The 23,070-nt window shown below is 52.9% G+C and carries 17 protein-coding genes, 1 tRNA gene and 8 pseudogenes; 5 read left to right on the forward strand and 21 right to left on the reverse strand.

The window, feature by feature from the left end; genetic code table 11:
- Nucleotides 1–60: 60 nt before the first annotated feature.
- The 12 genes and pseudogenes from recN to rplU all read right to left on the reverse strand — a co-directional run bounded on the left by recN (nucleotide 61) and on the right by rplU (nucleotide 9,600).
- A pseudogene (gene recN, locus JCM12539_RS06850) lies at nucleotides 61–1,767 on the reverse strand (DNA repair protein RecN).
- Between the two features lie 129 nt (nucleotides 1,768–1,896).
- Nucleotides 1,897–2,223 (reverse strand): arginine repressor, encoded by a 327-nt coding sequence (locus JCM12539_RS06855; protein WP_054650269.1) that lies wholly within the window; start codon nucleotides 2,221–2,223, stop codon nucleotides 1,897–1,899.
- Between the two features lie 160 nt (nucleotides 2,224–2,383).
- A complete protein-coding gene (locus JCM12539_RS06860) occupies nucleotides 2,384–3,202 on the reverse strand; it encodes a TlyA family RNA methyltransferase (protein WP_420835958.1) in 819 nt (272 codons plus the stop codon).
- Nucleotides 3,203–3,211: 9 nt separating this feature from the next.
- Nucleotides 3,212–4,090: a polyprenyl synthetase family protein gene (locus tag JCM12539_RS06865; RefSeq protein ID WP_054650273.1), complete on the reverse strand. Its 879-nt coding sequence runs from the start codon at nucleotides 4,088–4,090 to the stop codon at nucleotides 3,212–3,214.
- Nucleotides 4,068–4,301, reverse strand: coding sequence for an exodeoxyribonuclease VII small subunit (locus tag JCM12539_RS06870; protein WP_054650275.1), 234 nt, complete (start codon nucleotides 4,299–4,301; stop codon nucleotides 4,068–4,070). The genes JCM12539_RS06865 and JCM12539_RS06870 overlap by 23 nt, the downstream gene beginning before the upstream one ends.
- On the reverse strand, nucleotides 4,294–5,661 hold the full coding sequence (xseA, locus tag JCM12539_RS06875; RefSeq protein WP_054650277.1) for an exodeoxyribonuclease VII large subunit: 1,368 nt from the start codon (nucleotides 5,659–5,661) through the stop codon (nucleotides 4,294–4,296). The genes JCM12539_RS06870 and xseA overlap by 8 nt, the downstream gene beginning before the upstream one ends.
- Before the next feature lie 113 nt (nucleotides 5,662–5,774).
- Nucleotides 5,775–6,170 carry a transcription antitermination factor NusB gene (gene nusB / locus JCM12539_RS06880; protein ID WP_054650279.1) on the reverse strand — a complete coding sequence of 132 codons (396 nt, stop codon included), beginning with the start codon at nucleotides 6,168–6,170 and terminating at the stop codon, nucleotides 5,775–5,777.
- Nucleotides 6,170–6,613, reverse strand: coding sequence for an Asp23/Gls24 family envelope stress response protein (locus tag JCM12539_RS06885; RefSeq protein WP_054650281.1), 444 nt, complete (start codon nucleotides 6,611–6,613; stop codon nucleotides 6,170–6,172). The genes nusB and JCM12539_RS06885 overlap by 1 nt, the downstream gene beginning before the upstream one ends.
- A 25-nt stretch (nucleotides 6,614–6,638) precedes the next feature.
- Nucleotides 6,639–7,197 (reverse strand): annotated as a pseudogene (gene efp / locus JCM12539_RS06890) (elongation factor P).
- A 207-nt stretch (nucleotides 7,198–7,404) separates the two neighbouring features.
- The gene (locus JCM12539_RS06895) at nucleotides 7,405–8,478 is read right to left on the reverse strand and encodes a M24 family metallopeptidase (RefSeq protein WP_054650283.1); all 1,074 of its coding nucleotides are present in this window, start codon (nucleotides 8,476–8,478) and stop codon (nucleotides 7,405–7,407) included.
- Nucleotides 8,479–8,962: 484 nt separating this feature from the next.
- A pseudogene (gene rpmA, locus JCM12539_RS06900) lies at nucleotides 8,963–9,255 on the reverse strand (50S ribosomal protein L27).
- A gap of 33 nt (nucleotides 9,256–9,288) precedes the next feature.
- Nucleotides 9,289–9,600 carry a 50S ribosomal protein L21 gene (gene rplU, locus JCM12539_RS06905; protein WP_054650285.1) on the reverse strand — a complete coding sequence of 104 codons (312 nt, stop codon included), beginning with the start codon at nucleotides 9,598–9,600 and terminating at the stop codon, nucleotides 9,289–9,291.
- 400 nt (nucleotides 9,601–10,000) lie between these two features.
- Here rplU and JCM12539_RS14680 point away from each other — a divergent pair, with 400 nt between their 5' ends.
- A complete protein-coding gene (locus JCM12539_RS14680) occupies nucleotides 10,001–10,282 on the forward strand; it encodes a DUF3862 domain-containing protein (protein ID WP_054650287.1) in 282 nt (93 codons plus the stop codon).
- 113 nt (nucleotides 10,283–10,395) lie between these two features.
- Entirely contained in the window at nucleotides 10,396–10,602 is a 207-nt protein-coding gene (locus tag JCM12539_RS14685; protein ID WP_054650289.1) for a DUF3862 domain-containing protein, read from the forward strand.
- A gap of 274 nt (nucleotides 10,603–10,876) precedes the next feature.
- Here JCM12539_RS14685 and JCM12539_RS06920 read toward each other — a convergent pair.
- A tRNA-Arg gene (locus tag JCM12539_RS06920) sits at nucleotides 10,877–10,950 on the reverse strand.
- A 592-nt stretch (nucleotides 10,951–11,542) separates the two neighbouring features.
- Between JCM12539_RS06920 and JCM12539_RS14045 the strand changes: the two are divergent.
- Nucleotides 11,543–13,067 (forward strand): annotated as a pseudogene (locus JCM12539_RS14045) (Xaa-Pro dipeptidyl-peptidase); the annotation flags it as partial.
- A gap of 96 nt (nucleotides 13,068–13,163) precedes the next feature.
- Nucleotides 13,164–13,952, forward strand: a complete 789-nt coding sequence (locus JCM12539_RS14050; protein WP_225350283.1) for a CocE/NonD family hydrolase C-terminal non-catalytic domain-containing protein — start codon at nucleotides 13,164–13,166, stop codon at nucleotides 13,950–13,952.
- A 125-nt stretch (nucleotides 13,953–14,077) separates the two neighbouring features.
- Here the strand turns inward: JCM12539_RS14050 and glnA are convergent.
- The 3 genes and pseudogenes from glnA to miaA form a co-directional block, all read right to left on the reverse strand.
- A pseudogene (glnA, locus tag JCM12539_RS06930) lies at nucleotides 14,078–15,416 on the reverse strand (type I glutamate--ammonia ligase).
- An 18-nt stretch (nucleotides 15,417–15,434) separates the two neighbouring features.
- Complete coding sequence (locus JCM12539_RS06935; protein ID WP_054650291.1) at nucleotides 15,435–15,788, reverse strand: MerR family transcriptional regulator; 354 nt, start codon at nucleotides 15,786–15,788, stop codon at nucleotides 15,435–15,437.
- Between the two features lie 104 nt (nucleotides 15,789–15,892).
- A pseudogene (miaA, locus tag JCM12539_RS15155) lies at nucleotides 15,893–16,826 on the reverse strand (tRNA (adenosine(37)-N6)-dimethylallyltransferase MiaA).
- A 69-nt stretch (nucleotides 16,827–16,895) separates the two neighbouring features.
- Here miaA and JCM12539_RS06945 point away from each other — a divergent pair.
- The gene (locus tag JCM12539_RS06945; RefSeq protein WP_054650293.1) at nucleotides 16,896–17,075 is read left to right on the forward strand and encodes a DUF3042 family protein; all 180 of its coding nucleotides are present in this window, start codon (nucleotides 16,896–16,898) and stop codon (nucleotides 17,073–17,075) included.
- 188 nt (nucleotides 17,076–17,263) lie between these two features.
- On the opposite strand, the gene JCM12539_RS06950 is transcribed toward JCM12539_RS06945, so the two are convergent.
- From JCM12539_RS06950 to JCM12539_RS06965, 5 genes and pseudogenes are all read right to left on the reverse strand, one after another.
- Complete coding sequence (locus tag JCM12539_RS06950; protein WP_054650311.1) at nucleotides 17,264–17,665, reverse strand: rhodanese-like domain-containing protein; 402 nt, start codon at nucleotides 17,663–17,665, stop codon at nucleotides 17,264–17,266.
- Nucleotides 17,666–17,716: 51 nt separating this feature from the next.
- A complete protein-coding gene (locus tag JCM12539_RS06955) occupies nucleotides 17,717–18,676 on the reverse strand; it encodes an ROK family glucokinase (protein WP_054650313.1) in 960 nt (319 codons plus the stop codon).
- Between the two features lie 72 nt (nucleotides 18,677–18,748).
- Nucleotides 18,749–18,916 (reverse strand): annotated as a pseudogene (locus JCM12539_RS14055) (YqgQ family protein); the annotation flags it as partial.
- Nucleotides 18,916–19,608: a rhomboid family intramembrane serine protease gene (locus tag JCM12539_RS06960; RefSeq protein WP_054650295.1), complete on the reverse strand. Its 693-nt coding sequence runs from the start codon at nucleotides 19,606–19,608 to the stop codon at nucleotides 18,916–18,918. The gene JCM12539_RS06960 and the pseudogene JCM12539_RS14055, both read right to left, overlap by 1 nt.
- 1,115 nt (nucleotides 19,609–20,723) lie before the next feature.
- Nucleotides 20,724–22,847 (reverse strand): annotated as a pseudogene (locus JCM12539_RS06965) (peptidoglycan D,D-transpeptidase FtsI family protein).
- Nucleotides 22,848–23,070: the final 223 nt, after the last annotated feature.

The raw sequence follows: 23,070 nt of genomic DNA on the forward strand, positions 1-23,070 counted from the left end.
CGTATGTTCACCCGCTGAGTATGGGGCTGTTTTGTCGTCTTTGTTTATCCAGTAATCAAATCACTGATGGTGCTCGTCTAGCTCAGCACGGGTCTGCTCGGCCAGGCGCAACAATTCCTGAGCGTGCTCGCGCGTGAGTTGCGTGACCGACGTTCCGGCCAACATCCGCGCCAACTCGTCCACCCGTTCGTCCTCGCTCAAACGCGTCACGATCGTCGTAGTCCGGCCCTGATGCACTGCCTTCGCAATTTTGAATTCATGGTCCGCCATTGCCGCCACCTGCGGCAGGTGGGTGATGCACAACACCTGTGAGTGACCCGCGATACTACTAATTTTGTTAGCAATCGCCTGCGCCACCCGGCCAGATACACCAGTATCCACTTCGTCAAAGATGATACTGGTGACGCCATCGGACTCCGCAAAAATCGTCTTGATAGCCAACATAATTCGGGACAATTCACCACCACTGGCAATCCGTGCTAGTGGTTGGGCCCGTTCCCCCGGGTTCGTCTGGATGTAAAATTCAACCACATCCACGCCATTAGGGGTAAAGGCATCTTGGGCGTGATCGGCAAAGTGGACGCTAAACACAGTCTTCGCCATGTAGAGCGCCTTCAGCTGCTGATGTACGGCATCCGTTAAGCGGTGAGCCACGCCTTTGCGCACCTCAGTGAGTTGCTGGCCCAGGTCCACCAACTGGTCGTACAATTGCTGGACACGCCCATCAAGCCCGGCCGCATCGGAACTCGTGGCTCCATGGTGCCTAACTCTTTGTGGGCACGCTGCCCGTACGCCAGAATGTCGTCAACCGAATCGCCGTACTTGCGTTTCAATTGCTGAATCAGCGCTAACCGTTCCTCAATTTCGTTCAGGCGGTTCTCGTCCCATTCCAAGCCGTCAATTTCTTTGGACAAATCAGCTTGGGCATCCTGCAACGAATAATAGGCGTCATTAATGGTCTCACTCAGAGCCCGGTAATCCTCACCTAGATCCGCAATGCTCTCCAATTGCTGCATCACTTCGCCCAGCGCGTCGACTGGATTGTACTCGGCGTTATCAAAGACGTCATAGGCCGAAGCCAGCGCATTCTGAATACGCTGAAAGTTCGCCAGGCGCTCACGTTCGGACTCCAACTCGTCCTCTTCGCCCGCGTGCAAATCGCGTCGTCGATTTCCTTCACCTGAAACCGTAACATGTCCAGCCGCTGCGCCCATTCTTGTTCGTTTTGTTGCTTTTTGCGGAGCGTCGATAGCGATTGTTGATAGTCACGGTAAGTGTGACGATACTGCTCCAAAAGCTCGTGGACGGCCCCATCAGCATACTGATCCAACATGCTCAGGTGCTTTTCCGGGTGACTCAGCTCCTGGTGCTCGTTCTGTCCGTGAATGTCGACCAGCGTCTCGCCCACCGACCGCAGATTACCGGTGGTGACAATCTTACCGTTAACACGGCAAACACTACGGCCAGTGCGGGTCAAGTCGCGTTCTAACAGCACCTGTCCGTCATCGGGGGCCAACCCTAGCGCAGCTAGAGCATCAATCGTATTCTGATTGTCACCCACCAAAAATTGCCCCTGCAACGTGGCTTTGTCCGCACCAGTACGAATAAACTCACTGGAACGCGCGTGCCTGCAAGCAATGAGACCGCGTCGATAATGATCGATTTACCCGCACCGGTTTCACCCGTGAGCGCGGTCATGCCGGTGGCAAAGCTGAGGTCCAACGACTCAATAATTGCAAAGTCGCGGATAGAAAGTTCTTGTAGCATGGTTTCACCCCACCATATCCTGTAAGGAATCAGCTAATTCCTCCGCAGCCTCTTTGCCCCGGCAGATAATCAGGATGCTAGCATCGGCCGGTATCATGGCAAAGACGCGCCCGTCGCTCTGCGCTGCGATTAAAGTTGCAACTGCCGGCCGGAACCGGGAACAAGCTGTAAGTTAACAAAGTTGTCCAAGACATCGATACTGGCATATACCCCGCTGAGGGTGCGCCGCAATTTTTCTGACGGCGACACTTGCTGTGCCGGTGGTAAACCGTAGCTGTACCGCCCATGCTCGATGGGCACCTTGACTAGTTGCATTTCCTTGATGTCTCGAGAAACGGTCGCCTGCGTTACCTGCACGCCCACATCGGCCAGCAAGTCAACCAGTTGTCCTTGCGTTTCAACCGCGTACGAATTTAATATCGTTTTGATGATATCCTGGCGTGCTTGCTTCTGCATGTCGGTGTCCCCCATTTATTCAAAGTTTAGGTATATTATACCAGTTTATAGAGTGCAAAAGGTTGTGCGTTAACCCAAACTAGCCTTGGCCAGCATCCAAACACGTAGCGAAATTCATCGGCGGGTCCATCCCCAAATTGCACAACAGCGTGACGACGAATTATGACCGTAGCTCCGCATAGGCCGCGTCTATCACCCGGTCAACGTCAACGTTCGGATCAATGTGGGCGTTATTAGCATCCGCTTCGTTCCGTAAGTGCACCAAGAATTCGATGTTCCCACTGCCACCAGTAATCGGCGAAAAGTCTAGTCCCAACACTGAATAACCGTTGTCGGCCGCAAATTCCACAATCCGGGTCACGACGTCATGGTGCACCTGACGATCACGCACAATCCCGTGCTTACCCACGTTTTGCGGACCGGCCTCAAATTGCGGTTTGATCAGCATCACAGCGTGACCACCCGGCACCAAGATTGGGCGCAAGGGTGGTAAGATGAGCCGCAACGAAATAAACGAGACGTCCGTCACCGCAAACTCAACCGCCCCATACTGAAAATCTTCCGGCTTGCTGTACCGAAAGTTGACTTGTTCCATAACGTGCACGCGCGGGTCGGACCGCAACTGCCAGACTAGCTGGTTGGTGCCCACATCCAGCGCGTACACCTGCTTGGCGCCGTTTTGTAGACAGACATCGGTGAACCCACCCGTACTCGAACCAATATCGAGGACGGTTGTACCCTGAACGTCAATATCAAACACCTTGAGGGCCTTTGCCAACTTCAAGCCACCCCGACTCACGTAAGGTAACTTTTTGCCCTTGGCGTGGAGTTGCGTGTCGGCATCAATCTTTGTACCCGCTTTGTCTAAGCGCTCGTTGTTTTGATCGAAAACTTCACCGGCCATAATGGCCCGTTTGGCCTGCTCACGCGACGTAAATAATCCTTGTGCTACGGCGAGCACATCCACTCGTTCCTTCAAACTATCCACCTAACCTAACATTGCCACAATATCTTCGAGTAACGGCGCTGGCACGGATAAACGCTCCAAGGCCAAGTGGGCCGAGCGCATCTGCTTTGCCAGCGCTTTGGTTGCACCATCGATTCCTAACAAACTGACATAAGTGTTTTTGCCGGCCGTCTCGTCGTGCCCTGCAGTCTTGCCCAGCTCAGTCGACGACTTGGTGGCGTCATTGATATCATCCCTAATTTGAAACGCGAGACCAAACGCCGTTGCAAAGTCGTCCAGGGCCTCGTCATCCGCATCGCTCACGGTCGCTACCGTTGCTCCCATGCGTACGGCGGCCAGGAGCAACGCCCCCGTTTTGTGGGCGTGCATGCGCACAAGCTGACCGCGCGTGAGCGGTGTGCTACTACCCGTCGCAGCAATGTCCATCATTTGACCGGCAACCATCCCCCGAGAGCCCGCACCCACAGCCAACTGTGAGGTCAGAGCCACACGCACTGTAGCTGGTTGCGGCGCACCACTCACCAACGCAAAGGCGTCCGTCAGGAGGGCATCCCCCGCCAAAATCGCGGTGGCTTCATCAAACTGAACGTGATTGGACGCGTGACCGCGGCGTAAATCCGCATCATCCATCGCGGGTAAATCATCATGAATGAGCGAGTACGTGTGGACGTACTCAATTGCGGCGGCCACGTGGTCAAGCTGAGTAGTGTCCGCGCCCATGGTGGCCGCAACTGCGTATACTAGCAACGGCCGCAGTCGCTTCCCCCCAGCCGCGAGCGAGTAACTCATCGCGTCCGCCAAGCGCGGTTGGTGCGCCTGCCGCGCGTAAGCCAACATAAATTCCGTGAGCGCCGGAATATGTTCGTCCGCGAATGCCTTAATCCGTTTGCTCTGGTTCAAAGTCCTTCAGCTCCCCATTATCCGTCATCACTTGGGCCACTGCGGTTTCTGCATCCTTCAGCGTACCATCCAGTTGCTTTGCTAACGCGACGCCTGTCTGAAACTGGCTCAAGGCCTTTTCCAGTGGTACGTCACCCTTTTCCAGCGTGCCGACAATCTGTTCGAGTTCCGCTAATTGCTCTTCAAAGCTAGGTTCTTTTGCTTCAGCCATTGTTTTCCTCCTCAACATGGATACCGTTAACGGTGGCGTCCACCGTGCCCCGATCTACGTGAATATTTATTTTGCTACCAACAACGTACTCATCCGCAGTGCGTAAAACATGCCCCGTACTGTCCGTCGCGTACGCGTAACCCCGGCTCAGCGTTCGTAGTGGACTCAGGCTATCTAGGGACCCAATTAGTTGACCCACACGTTGACGTCGAGCTTGCAAAGTTGCATTGGTAGCGGCCACCATACGCCGTTCCAAATTAGTGATAGTTACCTGATTGCCGGCAATGCGGGCGGACAATCCCGACCGTTGTAGTCGGCTTTGGGTCAGGTCCAACCGGCTACGCAACTGTGCCAACTGCGCCGGAAAGCTCCGCATGAGGCGTGAGCGTAACAAGTCGACCTTTTGCATCTGGCCGTCGTACAACCGCGATGGTTGCGTTAAGACCACGCTCTGCCGTGCACGGTCCAGCCGGTAGCGCAACGATGCTAGCAGAGCAGCCTGTGCCCGCACTAACCGCTGTGCCAGCTTGACGATATTTTGATGCGCCTCATCCGCAGTAACCGGGGTCACATACTCCGCGGCCGCTGTCGGTGTTGCCGCACGGTAATCAGCCGCATAATCAGCAATCGTCACGTCGGTTTCATGACCAACGGAGGAAATAACCGGTATGTGCATTGCCACAATGGCACGGGCCACGGCCTCTTCGTTAAACGGCCACAAATCCTCTAGCGACCCACCACCACGCCCAATAATAACGGCATCAAAACCGCCGTACTGGTCGATACGCTCCAACTGCCGCACAATGTCAGGCGCGGCAGTATCACCCTGTACCTGGGCAGGAAACAAGGTGATTGCCAGCTGTGGATAACGGCGGCGAACCGTCGTAATAATATCGTGAATAACCGCACCGCTCGGGCTGGTCACCACCGCCACTTTGCGGGGGTAACGTGCCAGTGGGGTATGGTCGTGAATATCGTACAACCCCTCTTTGCGTAACCGTTCGTTCAACTGGGCATACGCTAACGCCAAAGCGCCCTGGCCAGCCGGCTCCAAGCGCTCAATCGTCAACTGGTAGTTACCGGAGGGTTCATAAACGGTAACCCGCCCCACGGCCAAGACGGCCATACCATCCTCCAACTTAAACTTCAGCTTTTGGAAGGCGGACTTGAACATGACCGCGCCAATTTTAGCGTGTTCATCCTTCAGCGAAAAATACTGGTGCGCCGGTCGCAACCGAAAGTTGGACACTTCCCCGGCCACAAATACCTGCTTGAGATACGGATCGAAGTCAAACTTCCGCTTAATGTAGCGGTTAAGCATGCTCACCGATAAATATTCACTGGTATCAGTTGTCGTCATCTGCATCCCTCCATACTATAGAGAATTCGCATTCTATGTAATAAAGGCTCGGGACAAAAAAAATATTCGTCTCGAGCTCCTATTGCGGCGATCTAAGCGTCACGGCGTTATCGTTACTGCTGTACAAAGTTACCCAGCACACCATTAATGAATTTAACCGCACTGTCGTCACTGTACTGCTTTGCCAACTCCAGCACTTCGTTAACGGCGACCTTTGCGGGTACGTCGTCCTCAAACTTAATTTCATACAAGCCCAACCGTAGTAATACCAAGTCCGGCTTGGATAGACGGGCCATGGTCCAGCCCGAGCGTAATTCCGGCTTAATCGCCGCATCCAGTTCGTCCTGTTTGGCCAGCACACCGTTAACCAAATCAAACAAATATTCCGGTGCGACTTCGTTTTCTGGCAAAGCCGCCTTGTAAGTCAAATCCCGGTTTGCGTCAGGGTTTAACTCCAGCGCAAATAGGGTCTTGAAGGCAGCCTCACGAATTGCGTGACGCGTTAACATCAATCGTCTTCCTCTGTTGTCTCGTTTTCCTCGTCGTCCTTGAATAAATCCTTTTTGTCTACGGCCGGCGCCTTTTCTGGCACCACACCAACCACGTGCACGTCCACCTTTGCGAGTTCCAGGTCGGTCATGTACAGTAGCTGTTCGCGCAGCGTTTCCTGGATGGACAATGCCACCTTGGGTACACTCACACCGTAGTTAAGGTATACGTAGACGTCGGCGTGCACTTGGTCACCATCCACGGTGACGTTCACGCCCTTACCCCGGTTGGCCCGACCGAACCACGCATTGATGCTTGAAGCCAGCGAACCGCGCATCTGGTAAACACCGTCCACGTTCACCGCGGCGATGCCCAAAATGACTTCCAGTACCTCTGGAACAATCTCAATTGTACCGGTACTATCTGGACGACTTGCTAAAACAATATTTGTGTTTTCAGCCATTTGGCCTACCTCCCGTTTCTACGCGTTACGCACGAGAAATGTACGTACCGTCCGTCGTGTTAATGGTCAGCACGTCACCAACGTTAATGAAGAACGGCACCTGCACTACCAGGCCGGTCTCCAAAGTTGCTGGCTTCGAACCACCCGAACTGGTGTTACCACGAATACCAGGTTCAGTTTCCTTAACTTCCAGATCAACCGTCTTCGGAATATCGATACCCAGTGTTTCGCTACCGTGCATGATGATGCTGACCATCATGTTTTCCTTCAGGTACTTCAGAGCGTCACCTAGCTGGTCTGCAGTCAGACTCAACTGTTCGTATGTGTCGTTGTCCATGAAGTAGTAGCTGTCACCGTCAACGTACAGGTACTGCATCGACTTGGTATCAATCTGCGCCTGCTCAACCTTTTCGGTCGAACGGAACGTCTTTTCCTGCACGGCACCGGTACGCAGGTTTTTTTAGGGTCGAACGCACAAAGGCGCTACCCTTACCCGGCTTAACGTGCTGAAATTCAACAATGCGCCACAAGTCGTGGTCGACCTCGATCGTCAAGCCGTTTTTAAAATCGTTTACAGAAATCATGAATGGTCCTCCAACAAATTATTCTCAACCAATGATACCAATCACTGGCCGCCGTTGCAAGAATCAACGCGGGTTAATCCCGCCTTCAACGGTAGCAATCGGACAGTATTTAACTCATTTGGGGTTAATTAATTCGTCTGGCGGACCCCAACATCATCAACGCACAATCGCAGCTATTTCAGGTCGATTTTAAATGTTTTGGCCTTACTAAACTGCCAAATGGAGTAATTCCGCTGGAGCGGTAACTGATAACTGTTCAACCCCATCCGCTGTCACCAATAAATCGTCCTCAATCCGCACGCCACCAATTCCGGGTAAATAAACTCCGGGTTCATCAGTCAGCACGTTACCGGCCACGATTGGTGTGTCCATGTACACGCCCCACGCTCCGGGGCCTTCATGAATATCACGACCGACACCATGGCCCGCGCCATGACCAAAGTATTGTTGATAGCCAGCGGCGTCGATTGCCTGGTGTGCGGCCGCCTGAATGTCTTTGCCCAACACGCCAGGGCGCATCATCGCCGCCACATCACGGTTAGCTTGATAAACCAGCTTGTAAACTGAGTCCATTTTAGGATCGGGCGTACCCACCGCAAAGGTGCGGGTCAGGTCGGACATGTAGCCGTGATACGTACAGCCCCAATCTAGCGTCACCACGTCACCCTCCTCAATGACTTTGTCATCAGCAAAGCCGTGCGGTAACGCTGACCGGTACCCGGATGCGACGATGGTATCGAACGACACGCCCGATGCCCCCAGACCACGCATATAAAAGTCGAGGTCGTTAGCAACGGCCCGTTCCGTCATCCCCGGACGAATCGTGTCCAGAACGTGTCGGTAGCCATCTTCGGCGATATCGACCGCTTTCTGAATTAATGCCACCTCCGCGGCGGACTTCACCTCGCGTAACGTTGCTACCACGTGCCTGGTGCCAACCAGTTGCGCGTCTGTGGCTTTAGCCAACACCTGATAGTCCGCGAACGTCATGTACTCGGACTCAAACCCGAGAGCAGTCACCCCGTCCTGATCAGCCAACGCGCCGACAGCGGCCAGCAACCCGTTGTGGTGCTCCACGACTTTGGCCGCAGTCACTTCATGCTGAGCCACCTCAATAAACCGGGAATCCGTCACTAAGTATGCCTGCTTCGGCGTAACCAGCAGGGCACTCTCATCACCGCTAAAATCGCTCACGTACGAAACGTTCACCGGATCAGTTAGTACGATGGCGGCGATTTCCTGCTTCCCCATTACTGCTCGTAGTTCATTAATTTTTGCCATTTTTAGGCCTCCACCAGACATTAATTATGTATTAGAAAGCAATTACACTATCATTGTAGCAGAAAGGCACGAATGTGACGGACAAATTTACTGTTGGACTACGCTGGACGCGAATTAGGAGGCAAAGGTGCAGATGAGCGTGCATCCACAAGACGTGACTGGCAGTGTTGGAAATGCTCCGAAGTTCCCCGGTACCTTTGCTTATTGAAACGAGCGGAGCAGGCCAGAAGACGCCACATAAGGCACCCCAACCAAAAGGCCAAAAACGGGCCGATCAGATTGCTGTGAATGCTACGACGCGCTCCCGGTACCTTTGCTTATTGAAACGAGCGGAGCAGGCCAGAAAGCGACGTACAAGGGACTCCAACCAAAAGGCCAAAAACGGGCCTTTCGGTTGGAGTCCCTTGTACTCTGCTTTCTAAACGGCCTGCTCCGCTCTCTAAAAAAGAGCGCCCCATCCGGGACACTCTCCTCTTACTACAAATTAGTCTGCGGCTGCATCAGCAGGGTAAACGGAAACCTGCTTGCGGTCACGGCCCAAGCGTTCAAACTTCACGATGCCATCACTAGTGGCGAACAAAGTGTCGTCACCACCGCGGCTAACGTTAGTGCTGGGTGAATCTTAGTACCGCGCTGACGGTACAAGATGTTACCAGCCTTAACGAACTGGCCATCGGCACGCTTGCTGCCAAGACGCCGACCAGCTGAGTTACGGCCGTTAGATGTGGAACCGCCCCCCTTATGGTGGGAGAGGAATTCAAGGTTTTGCATTTCCATGAGTGTTACACCTCCGTGTGTAGAGTACGTTAATTACTTAACGTTAATGGCGTCAATCGTCACCTTAGTGTATGGCTGACGGTGGCCCTTCTTCTGGTGCTGGTGCTTCTTAGGCTTGTACTTGTAAGTAACAACCTTCTTCTGGCGGCCCTGCTTCTCGACCTTACCAGTAACGGTTGCACCATCAACAAATGGAGTACCAACCAAAGTGCTGTCACCACCAACGAAGACAACTTCGTCAAAGGTAACCGTGGCGCCTTCTTCAGCGTCAAGCTTTTCAACGTAAACAGGTTCGCCCTGCTCTACCTTGTACTGCTTACCGCCAGTTTTAATAATTGCGTACATGAGTACACCTCCTACGTGTCCGGAATCCGGACTATTTCCCTGATTACTCGCCGAACTGGGTGCTATGCTTTGATACCCAAATCCGTGCGGTTGCAGTCGCAGGGTGCAAATACAACGTTTTGATTATAGCAGGCGGTTGTTGAAAACACAAGCAGAACGCAACGTCCCGCTAAGATTTTATCCCTATGCTGCTTCGTGTTGATGCCCGACCAAAAACGTTGTAATGTTTTTGGACTCATGATAAGCTCTAACCGTCCAAGGTAAGCGCTAACATTAACATTAGGACACCTCTTTGCCAAAAGACCTTGCTTAACCACACCCGTAAGCACTGATTATTGCCGCTAACAATTTTTGCGTCCAAAACATGAACGACGGTAAAAGCTTGAGGAGGAAAAAAACAATGAAGAAGTTGATAACTGTGGGGGCCGCATTGTTGGCCACCATCACCTTAGCAGCCTGTGGAAGCACGACCTCGTCTAGCAGTGGCCCCAGCTCTGCAGCGTCCAGCAAGTCTGCTTCTAAGCTCATCACCCGGACTGCCTACTCGAGTATCAAACTTGGTGATATGGGTAATAATGGCGATGGCGGGGACACGCTCAAGGACCTCACCGCCAAATATGGCAAACCAGAAAGTAGTACCACTGCGACCACAAACGGCATTAAGGTGGACGGACGCGAATGAAACAACGTTGAAGGTGGAAGTGACGCCAAGCTGATTGTTTCGTTCGTTAACGAAAAGGCCGTTGGAAAAAAACATAACCGCGATGAAGACCGACCGAAAAAAACGATATTACTTTGGATGCGTATAATAAGATTACCACCAGCACCAGTTATGATGACGTCAATAAGCAGCTAGGCGAGCCAAACTCCATAAATGAATCCGTATTTAGCGGCACGACAACGCTAATTGCGGTCTACATGAACAAGGATATGACCCAATTCGCCACAATCACATTCACTAACAATGCCGTATCCTCGAAGACTGAAACTAACCTGAAATAACTATTTGTCGGCCTGATTGCGGTTCACCACGCCGGGTAAAATTGACCGCCGATTCGTAAACAACATCAATTTATCGTAGCAAGATGAAACACTCTTATCCCAACCACGCCAAGGGATAAAGCGATAAATGTGAAATGGGACGCGAAATGTACTGTTTTAACCGGTCATTTCACATTCCATTTCACATTTTTGCTTTTCTCTACTTTTCGGTCAAGCAAAAAGCCCGTCAAACCGGGATTTACCTTGCGCTACTTTGCGCTTAAACACTATATTATGTGCCAAGCGGGATTCGGACCCGCGACAAATGGTTTAGAAGACCATTGCTCTATCCAGCTGAGCTATTGGCACGAATAACGGACAATATTATAGGGAGAACTACCGGTGAATGTCAATTACTAATGGTATAATAAAGGTCCTTGGCAGGGGCAAGCGGCGCTAATCAGACGATTGGCACCGCCCTTTTTTTACCGTCTGCGTATGTATCCACGCATACCGTAAAGCCCCAACACCACCAAAACCATCCACAAAACTAATAATAATAAAAACCAGCTCCAGCTGAACAGAACGAAAGTAATACCAGCTATCACCAAACTAACTATCCCCGCCACAACTAAGTTCAGGTTGGTGGAGTGCGGTGGTCACTGTGAACAGCAATCCCCCCACAATTAAAAAGATCAATATATCGACAATCATGGCAGTCCTCCTGAAAGTAGTATAGCTAAACATAGGCAACCGGGGCAAGCGTTCCGGCACCCAAAACATCTGTTTGGACAAAACATAATTTAGTGTTTTGCACCCGGCAACGCCTCGCGGGACTACCCTGTTCCCCAGTTAAGGCCGGCAATTTTTCTTACCGTTATGGCACGTGCGCAACAATATCGCGTACCCGCTTGTTCTCCACGTTAATTACCATTAAACTGGGCTTAACAATGAGAATGTAATGAGGAAAGAAGGCATCTGCCATGCACCTGTATCAATTTGGCCGGATCAAAGCCGATCTGGCACCCAAAAGAATGAACTAACCCAACTAGGGTTCCCCACTAAGGAGCGTACGCTAAGTGACTTGGCCCGAGCCACGTTTGCGCTTTTTGAACCCCAAGCGCACGGTGACGCCGCAACACGGGAAGCCTGGGCAAACCGCGCCGTCGATGACGACACAGACTTGGCGACCTGGCTTGCCACCGACCGCGACGTCATCAAGCGTGATAATTTCTACAACGTTGCGCTGCAATATCTAGCTTCCAGCCCCGCGTCGACTTTGATCAGCAGCACCCGCGCACGTTCATGAAGCAGACCGGATTGCCTTACCAAGACGCTGACATCAACAACCAGGACAAGTTTGTGTCCGCCGTCTACCTGTTGCTGAACACCAGGACGGTCAACGTGGTCACGCTCATTGACGCCCTCGCGGCAAAGGGGTTGTTGAACACACTGCCAGAACGGTTCACCTTCTTCAACGGCAAATCTTTGCCCACCTTTGATACCCACCAAATTATCCGCGAGGTCGTCTGGATCGAATCTGACCTTGATACCGATGGTGACGGCCAGCGTGATATGTTGGAAGCGACCATCATTCGGCCCCGCGTAACTGACAAAGGTGTGCAGGTACCGGCATTATTTACCGCTAACCCTTACTTTCACGGGACTAACGACCAGGACGTCGAGGCCGCAACCCACGTGCCCGAACCCACGCTCCAGGTCAAAGCTGCGGGTACGCAACCGGCTGCCACTGACGCGGACTGGCACCCCGAGCAAGACCAACTGCCACACCGCGAAGTGACTGACACCACTAAAACCGCCAGCGTTTTCGGCGATGAACCCGGAATATACTCACTGAACGATTACTTCCTGGCTCGCGGCTTTGCCACCGTGTACTCAGCCGGAGTCGGAACGCGTGGGAGCGATGGCCTACGCTCAACCGGCGGCCTGATGAAACTGCCAGCGCCGTCGCCATCATTGAATGGCTAGACGGCAATAGGCGGGCATTCACGACCCGTACCGGGCACACGGCCATCACCGCCTGGTGGTGTAACGGTAACGTTGCAATGACGGGTAAGTCTTACCTCGGGACGCTTGCCATCGCCGCTGCAACCAGCGGCGTGCCCGCCCTCAAAACCGTCATTTCAGAGGCGGCAATCTCTAGCTGGTATGATTATTACCGCGAGCAGGGGCTGGTTGTGGCCCCCGGTGGCTTTCAGGGCGAGGACGCCGATGTCCTCGCGATTGATACCTACTCCCGCCAGCAGGCTCCCGGCGACGCCAACCGCGTGAAAGCAAAATGGGAGTCCCGCCTGAAGGACATTAGTCAGGCCCAGGACCGGCAACACGGCGACTACACCCCTTTTTGGGACGTACGCAATTATCGGCATAACGTGGCGCAAATCCAGTGCGACTTTGTCAGCGTTCACGGTCTCAACGACTGGAACGTCAAACCACGCAACGTGGTGAAGTTACACGAAGCATTGCGGACCGTTGGCAGTTCCGTTCACCACAAGATGTTCTTTCACCAGGGCCAACACGTGTACCTAAACAATATCCAGTCGCTCGACTTTGCGGACCAAATGAATCTATGGCTAAGTAATAAACTACTTGGCGTCGATAATGATGCGGTCAACGCGCTGCCCGATGTGGAAATTCAGGACAACGTCGAGGCCGCCAAGTGGGTGACAACACCCGACTTTGGGCACGGCACCGGCGTCACTAACCGGCAATTCCAGTTTGGGACGGACGAGCCTACCGCTGAGTTCAAAGACGAGAGCACCGCTATCTTTAACGCGGAGCACGATACCAGCGACAGCTTTGAACGCCAAATTATCCAACCCGACTCCCCCTATTCCGCGGCACGCTTATGGTTGCCGCTCCTCCAAGCTGACCAGGACGTCGTGATTGAAGGAACGGGCACCCTACACTTACGCGTGCGTTCTGATGCGCCCACCGCAATTATTAGCGCACGGCTGGTGGACATAGGGAGTGCGTTCCGCCTGCAACCCACGGCCAGCATCGTCGCCCGTGGAAACTATCCCCTCGGGTTCGATTGGCAGTATGAAAATACGCTTGAATTTGCGCCCCAGAAGCAGCCGAACGCGGCGCAACTGATCAGCTTTAGCCATGCCAACCTGCAAAATCCAGTTGATGGCGCGACGGCCGTCACTGTGAACCCCGGTGAATGGGTGGACATGCAATTAACGTTGCAGCCAACGCGGTACCACCTACCCGCCGGCCGCCAGCTAGTACTGATTGTTCACGGCGCGGATATGGCCCAGACGATTCGGCCAACAGCAACACCGACCATTACTGTGGACCTCAAGGCTAGTCACCTTGACCTACCGTTCCGAAACGATCAGGACTAAGCACCGACATTCAACTACAGCAACTACAGCAACTACGCAAAGAAGGCCCCGTGGGCTTAACCACGGAGCCTTCTTTGCATACGTGCCGGTCAGTCGCGACGTGTGACCACCGACTAACGCACTATTTAGTATAATTCTAGGTACTGCTCACGTTCCCACTCACTGACCTGCTGACGGTAAGCGGCCCACTCAACGTTCTTGGAGTCGAGGAAACTGTGGTACAGGTGGTCACCCAGGGCACTTTGAACCACTTCGTCAGTTTCCAGGTACTTCAACGCGTTGTGCAACGTGCTGGGCAAATCCTGAATGTGGTTAGCCAACCGTTCTGATTGAGCCATCCGGTAGATGTTACGGTCAACAGCTTCTTCGGGCTGTAACTTTTCCTCGATCCCGTCGAGGCCGGCTGTCAGCATCGCTGCAATCGACAGGTATGGGTTCGCCGATGGGTCCACACTGCGCATCTCCAGACGGGTTGAAACGCCGCGACCAGATGGTACCCGAATGAGTGGTGACCGGTTCTTACCGGACCACGCAATGTATACGGGGGCCTCGAAGCCAGGCACCAGACGCTTGTATGAGTTAACGATTGGGTTGTTAATTGCCGTCAATGCGCGGGCGTGATCCAGCAGACCAGCCAGGAAGTGCAAAGCCGTGGCGGACAACTGGTCCTCACCCTCGGCATCAAAGAAGGCATTATCCTTACCCTTAAATAGCGACATGTTCATGTGCATCCCGCTACCATTAATACCGTGCAGTGGCTTAGGCATAAACGTAGCGTACAGCCCGTGCTTACGGGCGATGGTCTTCACAACCAGCTTAAAGGTCTGAATGTTGTCGGCTGCTTCCAAAGCGTTGGCGTACTTAAAGTCCACCTCGTGCTGGCCCGGTGCGACCTCGTGGTGAGAGGCTTCAACTTCGAAGCCCATCTTTTCGAGTTCCAGCACGATGTCCCGACGCAATTTTCGCCCAGGTCGAGTGGTGCCAGGTCAAAGTAGGAGCCTTATCGTTCAGCGTGGTCGTTGGTCGGCCATTGTCGTCAAGTTTAAACAGGAAGAATTCTGGTTCCGGTCCAATGTTAAACGAACTGAAGCCATCCGCCTTCATCTTTTCAATGACACGGGCCAGGTTATTCCGGGGATCGCCAGCAAACGGCGTCCCGTCGGTCATATGTACCGAACAGATTAACCGCGCGACTTTGCCATGCTCACTCCCCCACGGGAAGATCATCCAGGTGTCCAGGTCGGGGAACAGCAGCATGTCGCTTTCCTCAATCCGCACAAACCCATCGATACTGGAGCCGTCCATCGTAATCTTGTTGTTCAACACTTTGTCTAACTGGCTAATCGGTACCTCCACGTTCTTGATGATCCCGTTAATATCGGTAAACATGAGGCGTAAAAATTGAACGTTCTCCTGCTTGACAATATCGCGAATTTCGTCTGCGGTGTACTGTTTACGTGCCATTGATTAAATTCTTCCTTCCTAGTTAAACCCTTGTCCGTACGGGCCCCTGCCCGCCTGCGTAAATCCAGATTGGTTCAGTATGTCATCCTGCAACATCTTCCGCGCGTCCGAATCGCTCGTCTGCCGGGCCTTCACTTCACGCATACGCCGAATCTCGCCCAGGCTCAAGCCAGACTTGCGCTGCTGCACAATACTCAACAGTACGTCCACGTCCGTTAATGAGAACATCCGGTGGTTACCAGCATTTCTAGACGGATGAACAAACCCCTGCGTCTCATAATAGCGGATTTGCCGTGCGGTTAACGTTGTTAGATCCATAACTGTACCAATAGGCAGAACGGCCCGCCGCCGCAAAATCTCTGAATTGGCCATGACCATTCCCCCTTCAATGTTGTTAAGTATAAACCACTCACCACGGGGGTCAACCGTTTTTGTTAGAAAACCTAACATGCAACGCTTTTTAGCAAATTGACGTTTTACCGGTCCAGACCATTAACAAAATTTTGTGCGCGCATCAGCATTTGGTTGTACGTTGCGGGCTGTTCGACCAGGTCATACCAGGAAGGTGACATCTGGTTGCGCAAGTACGTTAACTGGCGTTTGGCGTACCGTCGCGAATTACGTTGTATGAGTCCGATTGCAGTTGACAAATCGTACTCCCCAGCAAAGTACGGTATGAGCTCCTTGTACCCAATCGCCGCCAAGGCCTGATTATGTGTCCCGAATTGCTTAGTAATGCTTTGCACCTCGTCAACCAGCCCAGAGGCAACCATCTGTTCAACCCGTTCGTTAATGCGTTGATAGAGCAGCTCCCTGGTAGTTGTTAGCCCCAAAACCAGGGTGTCGTACTGCGGTACCGGCGCGGGTTGCGCGGAAAAAAAAGGGTCCCCGTTTGTTCAATTACCTCGAGGGCACGGACGGTACGTCTCACGTTCGCGACCGGAATCTTTGCCGCCGCGGCAGAATCCCTCTTTGCCAGCTCGTCCCATATGGCACGATTTCCGTATTCGTCCGCGAACTTCTGCCAACGCACCCGTTCCGGGCTCACACCATCAGTTCCTAGTGGCAGACCTAATCGCAGTGCATTTAGGTAAAAGCCGGTACCGCCCACCAAAATTGGCACTAATCCACGCCCCGAAATGTCCTGAATAGCCGCTCCCGCTAATTCGATAAACCGTGCCACGGAATACGGCTCCCCGGGATCAAGAATATCAATTAAATGGTGGGGAACGGCCGCGAGCTCCTTCGCTGTGGGCTTTGCGGTACCGATATCCATCCCCCGGTAAACCTGGAACGCGTCCGCATTGATGATCTCTCCGCCCAGTGTCTGCGCCAGCCGAATCCCCGTGCGGTCTTACCCACGGCGGTTGGACCAGCCACCATAATAATTTTTGGTTTGAAAGCGTTCATATTATCCCCTATATGAATTATAATAAGAAATGTAAGTATATTGCACCCCACTATAAGGAGGTAGTAACTATGGCCCACAAATTCGCAAAAGGCTTCTTGACTGGGGTACTGGCAGCAGCCGGTGCCGTTGCCGGTAGTGTCTATGCATTTAAGAAGACCTACGTTGACCCTGTCGAAGACAAGGCAGAAGAAATTAACACGAACCGCCGGCGTGCAATTCGCAAGTCGCGCGGCGCTCACCAAGGCTAATTGCCGCGATGAATCACGCACCAACCTAACGCCGTTGCACCAACCCATCACGCTGGTGCAACGGCGTTTTTCTGCAGACCACCCAACAACGTGAAAAGCACCCGCCAAACCCGCTAGCGGTATCTTTGGTGAGTGCTTTTACTTGCGGTCACATGGCGCAACGGTCCGCTGACCGTCGCCGTTAACTGCTAATACTTATTCTTTTTAGTTTTACCAGACCAGTCGGCATAACCCTTCTTCAGCCAGTAGACCTGTGTAAAGCCGGCCTTCTTAAGCATCTGAGCCGCCCGGATGGACATGGACCCGGTGGTATCGTAAAGATACACGGGTAGGTCTTGCCGCAGACCGGTCATCCGGTCCTTAAACTGGGTGAGAGGCATGCTACGTGCGCCCAGGATGTGTCCGCCATTGAAGTCGTTGGTTTCACGGAGGTCAATAATCTGTGCCTTACGCATGTTTTGCTCAAACTCATCGGCGTTAATTTCACCACCGACGCTCCGTAGGCGCCGCGTAACGACGTACTTGTAAAACCAGTTGGCCGCCCAGAAAATCAGGACAATTCCAACAGCAATGACGACTGAATTAATAATCGATAATCCTTTGGCAAACATAGCCAGACTCTCCTTTACAACTCCATGAGGTTAATTTAGGGCAAGACGTGCGGCACCAAGAACGCCGGCACCATTGCCAAGCGTTGCCAACCGTACTTCGGTCGTTTCGCGCACGTTCGTGAACGCAAATTGCTTGAAGTACTTTTCAACTTGGCTACGCAGGAACTCGCCGGCCGCACTCACACCGCCACCGATGACAACGTAACGCGGGTTCATCGTGTTCCCGACGTTAGCCAACGCTAGGCCCAGGAAGTAACTTACGCGGTCAACCACTTTGATTGCCAACGGGTCACCATTCTTGGCGGCGTCAAAGACGATTTTGGACGAAATTTCGTCGCCATCGTCCAACGTCTTCTTGATGGACGAATTACCGGAGTATTCCTCGGCCATTTCACGCGCTACCCGTACGACACCAGTTGCGCTTGCGACCGTTTCCAGACAACCGTGGTTTCCACAAGTACAAAGGTACCCATGTGGGTCGACACAAACGTGGCCAATTTCACCAGCCGAGCCGGCAACACCGTGTAACAACCGACCATCGGCAATCACACCACCACCGACACCGGTACCCAGCGTCACGAACACAACGTCCGGTTCGTTTTCGCCGGCACCGCGCCAACGTTCGCCCAAAGCAGCGACATTGGCGTCGTTATCAATCGTGAGGGCCAGGTGTGTGCCCGCTTCAATATCAGCCTTAACGTTCTGCGTGGTCTTCCAATTGAGGTTGTAGGCACCAGTAACGGTACCGGCCTTCACGTCCACGGAACCGGGTGAACCCATACCAATGCCCTCAAAGTCTTCAGGCTTCATCTGGTAGAGCGAGATGTGCTCGTTGATACTGTCAATGATGTCAGGGACAATGTGGGCCCCTTCGTCCAAAACGTTGGTGTCAATGCTCCACCGCTGCTGAATCTCACCGTCAGCGGTAGTGATTGCAAACTTAGTCGTGGTCCCCCCGAGGTCCACACCAATCAATTTCTGGTCAGTCATTACTTTGTTCCTCCGAATGTGTTTTTTTTGCTGTAATTTGAGCGGATGACGCTGCTCTTCTTCATGCTCGTGGTTCAAAATTATTTTGGCGGTGGCGTAGGTTTTACGGTCAATCAGCCCCGACTTTGCCAGCCGGTCTAATTCGATTGCCGCCAGCTCCATGTCATACAAGCGCTTGCCGACGTGAATGTAGGTGCCAAACTGTTTAAGCAACTTCAGAACGTCATTATAGGTCTTCATCACAATATCCTCGACCCGTCGATTAAGAACATGGCTACGGGTACGACCACCAAAAGTACGCCCATCAGCACACGCTTGGCGGGTGCAATCGTACCAACTCGCGGAGATCCAACGGCCCCAGCAATCAGGAAACCACCAATGAGTCCCGCAATGTGACCGGCAATATCAATGGTCGGTTGGGTAAGGTCAAACACCAAGTTAATGACCACAATAATGACAAACTGCCGCACGGCCGCGTTGATGGCCGGATTGTGGCGGAAGTTGTCTCCCAGCATGAGAAATGCACCCAACAACCCAAACAGCGATGTGGACGCGCCCGCACCTACGGTATTGGCCCCATCAAAAATCATGCCACCAATATTACCAACAATGCCACTAATAAGATAAATTGTTAGAAAGCGCCAGTGCCCAAAGACGGTTTCCGTCATTCGGCCTAGCCACCATAACGACATCATGTTCACCAGTAAGTGCACAATGCCGATATGCAGAAAAATAGGGGTGACGAGTCGCCACCACTGGTCAAAGAGGACGATATAAGGATTGAACCGGGCACCCAAAGTGACGAGCACCTTAGTTGAAGTGCTGCCACCCATTGTGGTCTCCAGTACAAACATCCCAATCGTGATGACCAATAAGGTGTACGTTACGAACGGTTGATTTCGCCACGCACCGTTAAAACGGGAATTTCGCATTGCTGCCCCCTTCCGCACTAGCCGTGCAAGCAACTCTTACAATTCTACCAATTTATTGAGCGCTTTCCAAGCACGTCACGGCAAAAAAATCTATGGCGTCGCATTTACGCAAAAAAATTTGGTCGTCGCAGCAGCGTTGGCCGGGTTGGTGAGCTCCGGCTTACGTGCCCTACGCCGTAGGTTGCTACGGTGGTGGCTGACGGCAGCGTTGGCCGAACCGGTGAGCTGCGGCTTTCGTGGGGCGCTCCATGGTAAGCCACTGCTAGGGCGAAGGCTCCAACCCGCCAAGTGCGGGCGTGTTTCCGCCGCGATTTCAAGCCTGCCCGGAAAACCACCGGTCAGTCTCGAAATTCGTCGCGCCGTACGTCACTCCGTTCCTACGGCGGTGCCCCCTGGCAGTGGTTACCATTCCGACCCCACACGCCTACGCCCATCGGTCCGACCGACGCGGCCTTACGCTACTGTGATAACTACGTCTCCGTGCACGACGCCTCCGTCCCAAAGGTCACCCGCGGGTTCGCGAAATTTCGTGGACCTAATTTATAGAACTATGATCCAATTCTATGATCCACTGCCGATAAGTTACCCGACCGAACTGGTACAGGTATAGACTCAACTAGTAGTGCGAATATACACTCCGGGTGCGTTTGTTACTGTTCCACCATTTGAATTGGTGCTGTGAGCTAGCACGTAAACTTAACGGTGAACATCTACGTTGGTCGTACTGGCGTGGTGGCGGAGGTTGAGCGGCTGGTCCCCGCGACGGCTGCAGGCCCGTAGTTCTGTTAGAGTTACTGCCAGTTGGTGCGTTAGCACTTACTGGCAGTTATGACTTACAGAATCAAATTGGCTAGACCGAGCGGGTTTTGCTCGGGCTACGGCAATTCGCGGTAGCCCGGAACGGGCGTGAGCGTGAGGCACGTAGCCGGTCGCGGTGACCAGCCGCTCAACCTCCGCCACCACGCCAGTACGACCAGCCAATATCAACAGTCCACAAAGTCGTAGCACGCCACGGCACCCCACCGGCCATAACCGCCACTAGGGTCACCTGATTAAACGCAAATATCGGCCCCTACCCGTCGTCTTGACGTGCATGACCGATATTGTGTAGTTGTCTAGCCGTTAATCGTCGCTTGTGAGCTCGAATAGCCGCTATCTTCCTTAACGTTGTGCAGCTTGTAATACGACTCAATAATGTCGTGCGCCATCGACGTGTTCCAAGCCCCCGAAGTGAGGTCAGGTTAGGTATGACTAGGGCAACGGCAATTTGTGGGTTCTTGGCCGGAGCAAAGGCTACCAAACTAATGGTAGTAGTTTCGACCAGCGGTGAACTCGAATCAGTAGGGTCTGAGTGGGCAAAGGTCTGTGCAGTACCAGACTTCGCGGCTACACCAGGATTCAGGTCGTTCAACGCACTAACCGTCCGGTTGCTATCAGAACCATGGACGGTCATCCACATCCCCTGCTTGACCAGGTTAACGTCCGCCTGCGTTGCCCCAATTTTGCCCAATACTTCGGGCTGCGTAGTGGACAGTACGGATTTGCTCTTACTACTCTTACTGCTGTCAGTAATCGACTGCACCAGGTACGGACGCATCCGGTAGCCATCATTGGCGACGGTGCTGACGTAATCTGCCAGCTGCATGGTTGTGTACGCATCGTAGTTCCCGTAGGACAAGTCAAGTGCGGACCCAACGGCCAGGGCACCATAACTGTTGTGGGTGGCACCCTCAAGGCCAGTGACCTCACCAGGCAGGTCAATCCCCGTCTTGATGCCCAGACCAAACTCGCCAAAGTGGCGGCGCATCTTGCTAAAGATGTCGTTGTCCATCGTTAAGTAACTGTTAGCCTCGTACTTGGCGTTACCCTCACGCATCGCCAACCGCATCATGTAGATGTTACTGGAAATTTCGAGGGCGTGATCGGCGGTTAGTGAACTGTACGCGCCAATGTTGTACCACGACTTCTTCACTGGTGTGCCCTTAAGGTAAATTGGCACATCGGGTAGTGAACTGTTGCTGGTAGTGATTACTCCGTCCTCTAAGGCCCCGAGAACCATCGCGGGCTTCACTACCGACCCCATAACAAAGGTCTGGTTAATTGTTCCCAGGGCATTTTCGGTGATGGTGTTCTTTTTAAAGTTGTGTTTGTAACCGGTCATCGCGAGCACCGCACCGGTACTAGGATTCATAACGACGGCGTACGCACCGTCAGACAAACTCGCAGCACCAGAACTAACGGCTGACTGGTAGTACTTCTTGACGATGTCGGCCACTTGCCCTTGGAACTTCGAGTCAAGCGTCAAGTTAAGGTTCTCCCCCGCCGAACCGGCATACTGCTGAACCGCGCTCGTCACACTATTATTACTATTAACGGTTACTTTGGTCTGTGACTTACTGCCCTTCAGTACGTCCTCATACTGTTTCTGCAGGTAAGACGTCCCCACGCGGTCGTTTCGGGAGTAGCCCTCAGTCAGGTATGCTGACAATGAATCTTCTGGTAACCCCTGCTTGGACGTGCTGACCGAGCCAATGATACTCAACATACTCTTGCCGTTCGGGTACGAGTTGGTCCAGTCGGTGCCCAAGTTAACGCCCGGCATGCTGGATAGGTGTTCCCCAACCTGGGCCACTTCTGTAGAAGTTACTCCGGTTTCTTTCAGGTACACCGTTGAGAATTCACTGGCGCTGTTCATTTTGTAGTAAATTGCGGCGGCCGTCTTTTGCTTGCTGCTAAGGCTAGGCATAATTTTCTTGGCGGCCTTCAGTTCCAGTTTGTACAGTTTCGTGGCACCCAATTTCAACTGGGCTTTGGTTAACTGCTTGTTAACACGCTTCAGGTTCTGCTTGTTCGCCAAGTAGTAGTCCAACTCCTGACGCTTGGTCAACGAACTAGTGTCGGCGTTAATGTACGTTGCCAGGACGGTGGCAACCTTCTCCATTTGGGCCGACGTAACCGACTCGTTCTTCGTGTAGGTAATGGCTTTGTTCGCCTTGTTGGAGACCATGACCCGCCCCTCGGAGTCGTAAATCATCCCCCGCGGCACGGTACCCTCAACCGTGGTGCTACTGCTACTATTAACCACTTCGGAAAAGGAACTGCCGTTAATAATTTGTAGGTACGCCAATTGACCCACTAGGAGGGCAAAGAGGACAAACACAAAGAAAAAAAAGCAGGTTCAAGCGAAACGGTATGCGTGATTTTGGTCGTTTTGGTCGTGGTGTACGTATGTACTTCAACAGTGGCGCTCCTTCATATTTTCTGTAGTTTAGTGTAACAAAGAAACCGTGCAAACACCACGGGCCCAATTTCTGGTATGCTGTTGGTTAAACGCGGTGAACTGGGTCACTGCCACACATTATGGGTGGCAAATACCCGAATGCCATCACCGCAAACGGAGAGGTTCCTATGCGTTGGATTAACTCAATTAAACGGCACCCACTAACAGTTGCTTTTGCCCTA

Source organism: Lacticaseibacillus pantheris DSM 15945 = JCM 12539 = NBRC 106106 (genome assembly GCF_001311175.1).
Lineage (GTDB): Bacteria > Bacillota > Bacilli > Lactobacillales > Lactobacillaceae > Lacticaseibacillus > Lacticaseibacillus pantheris.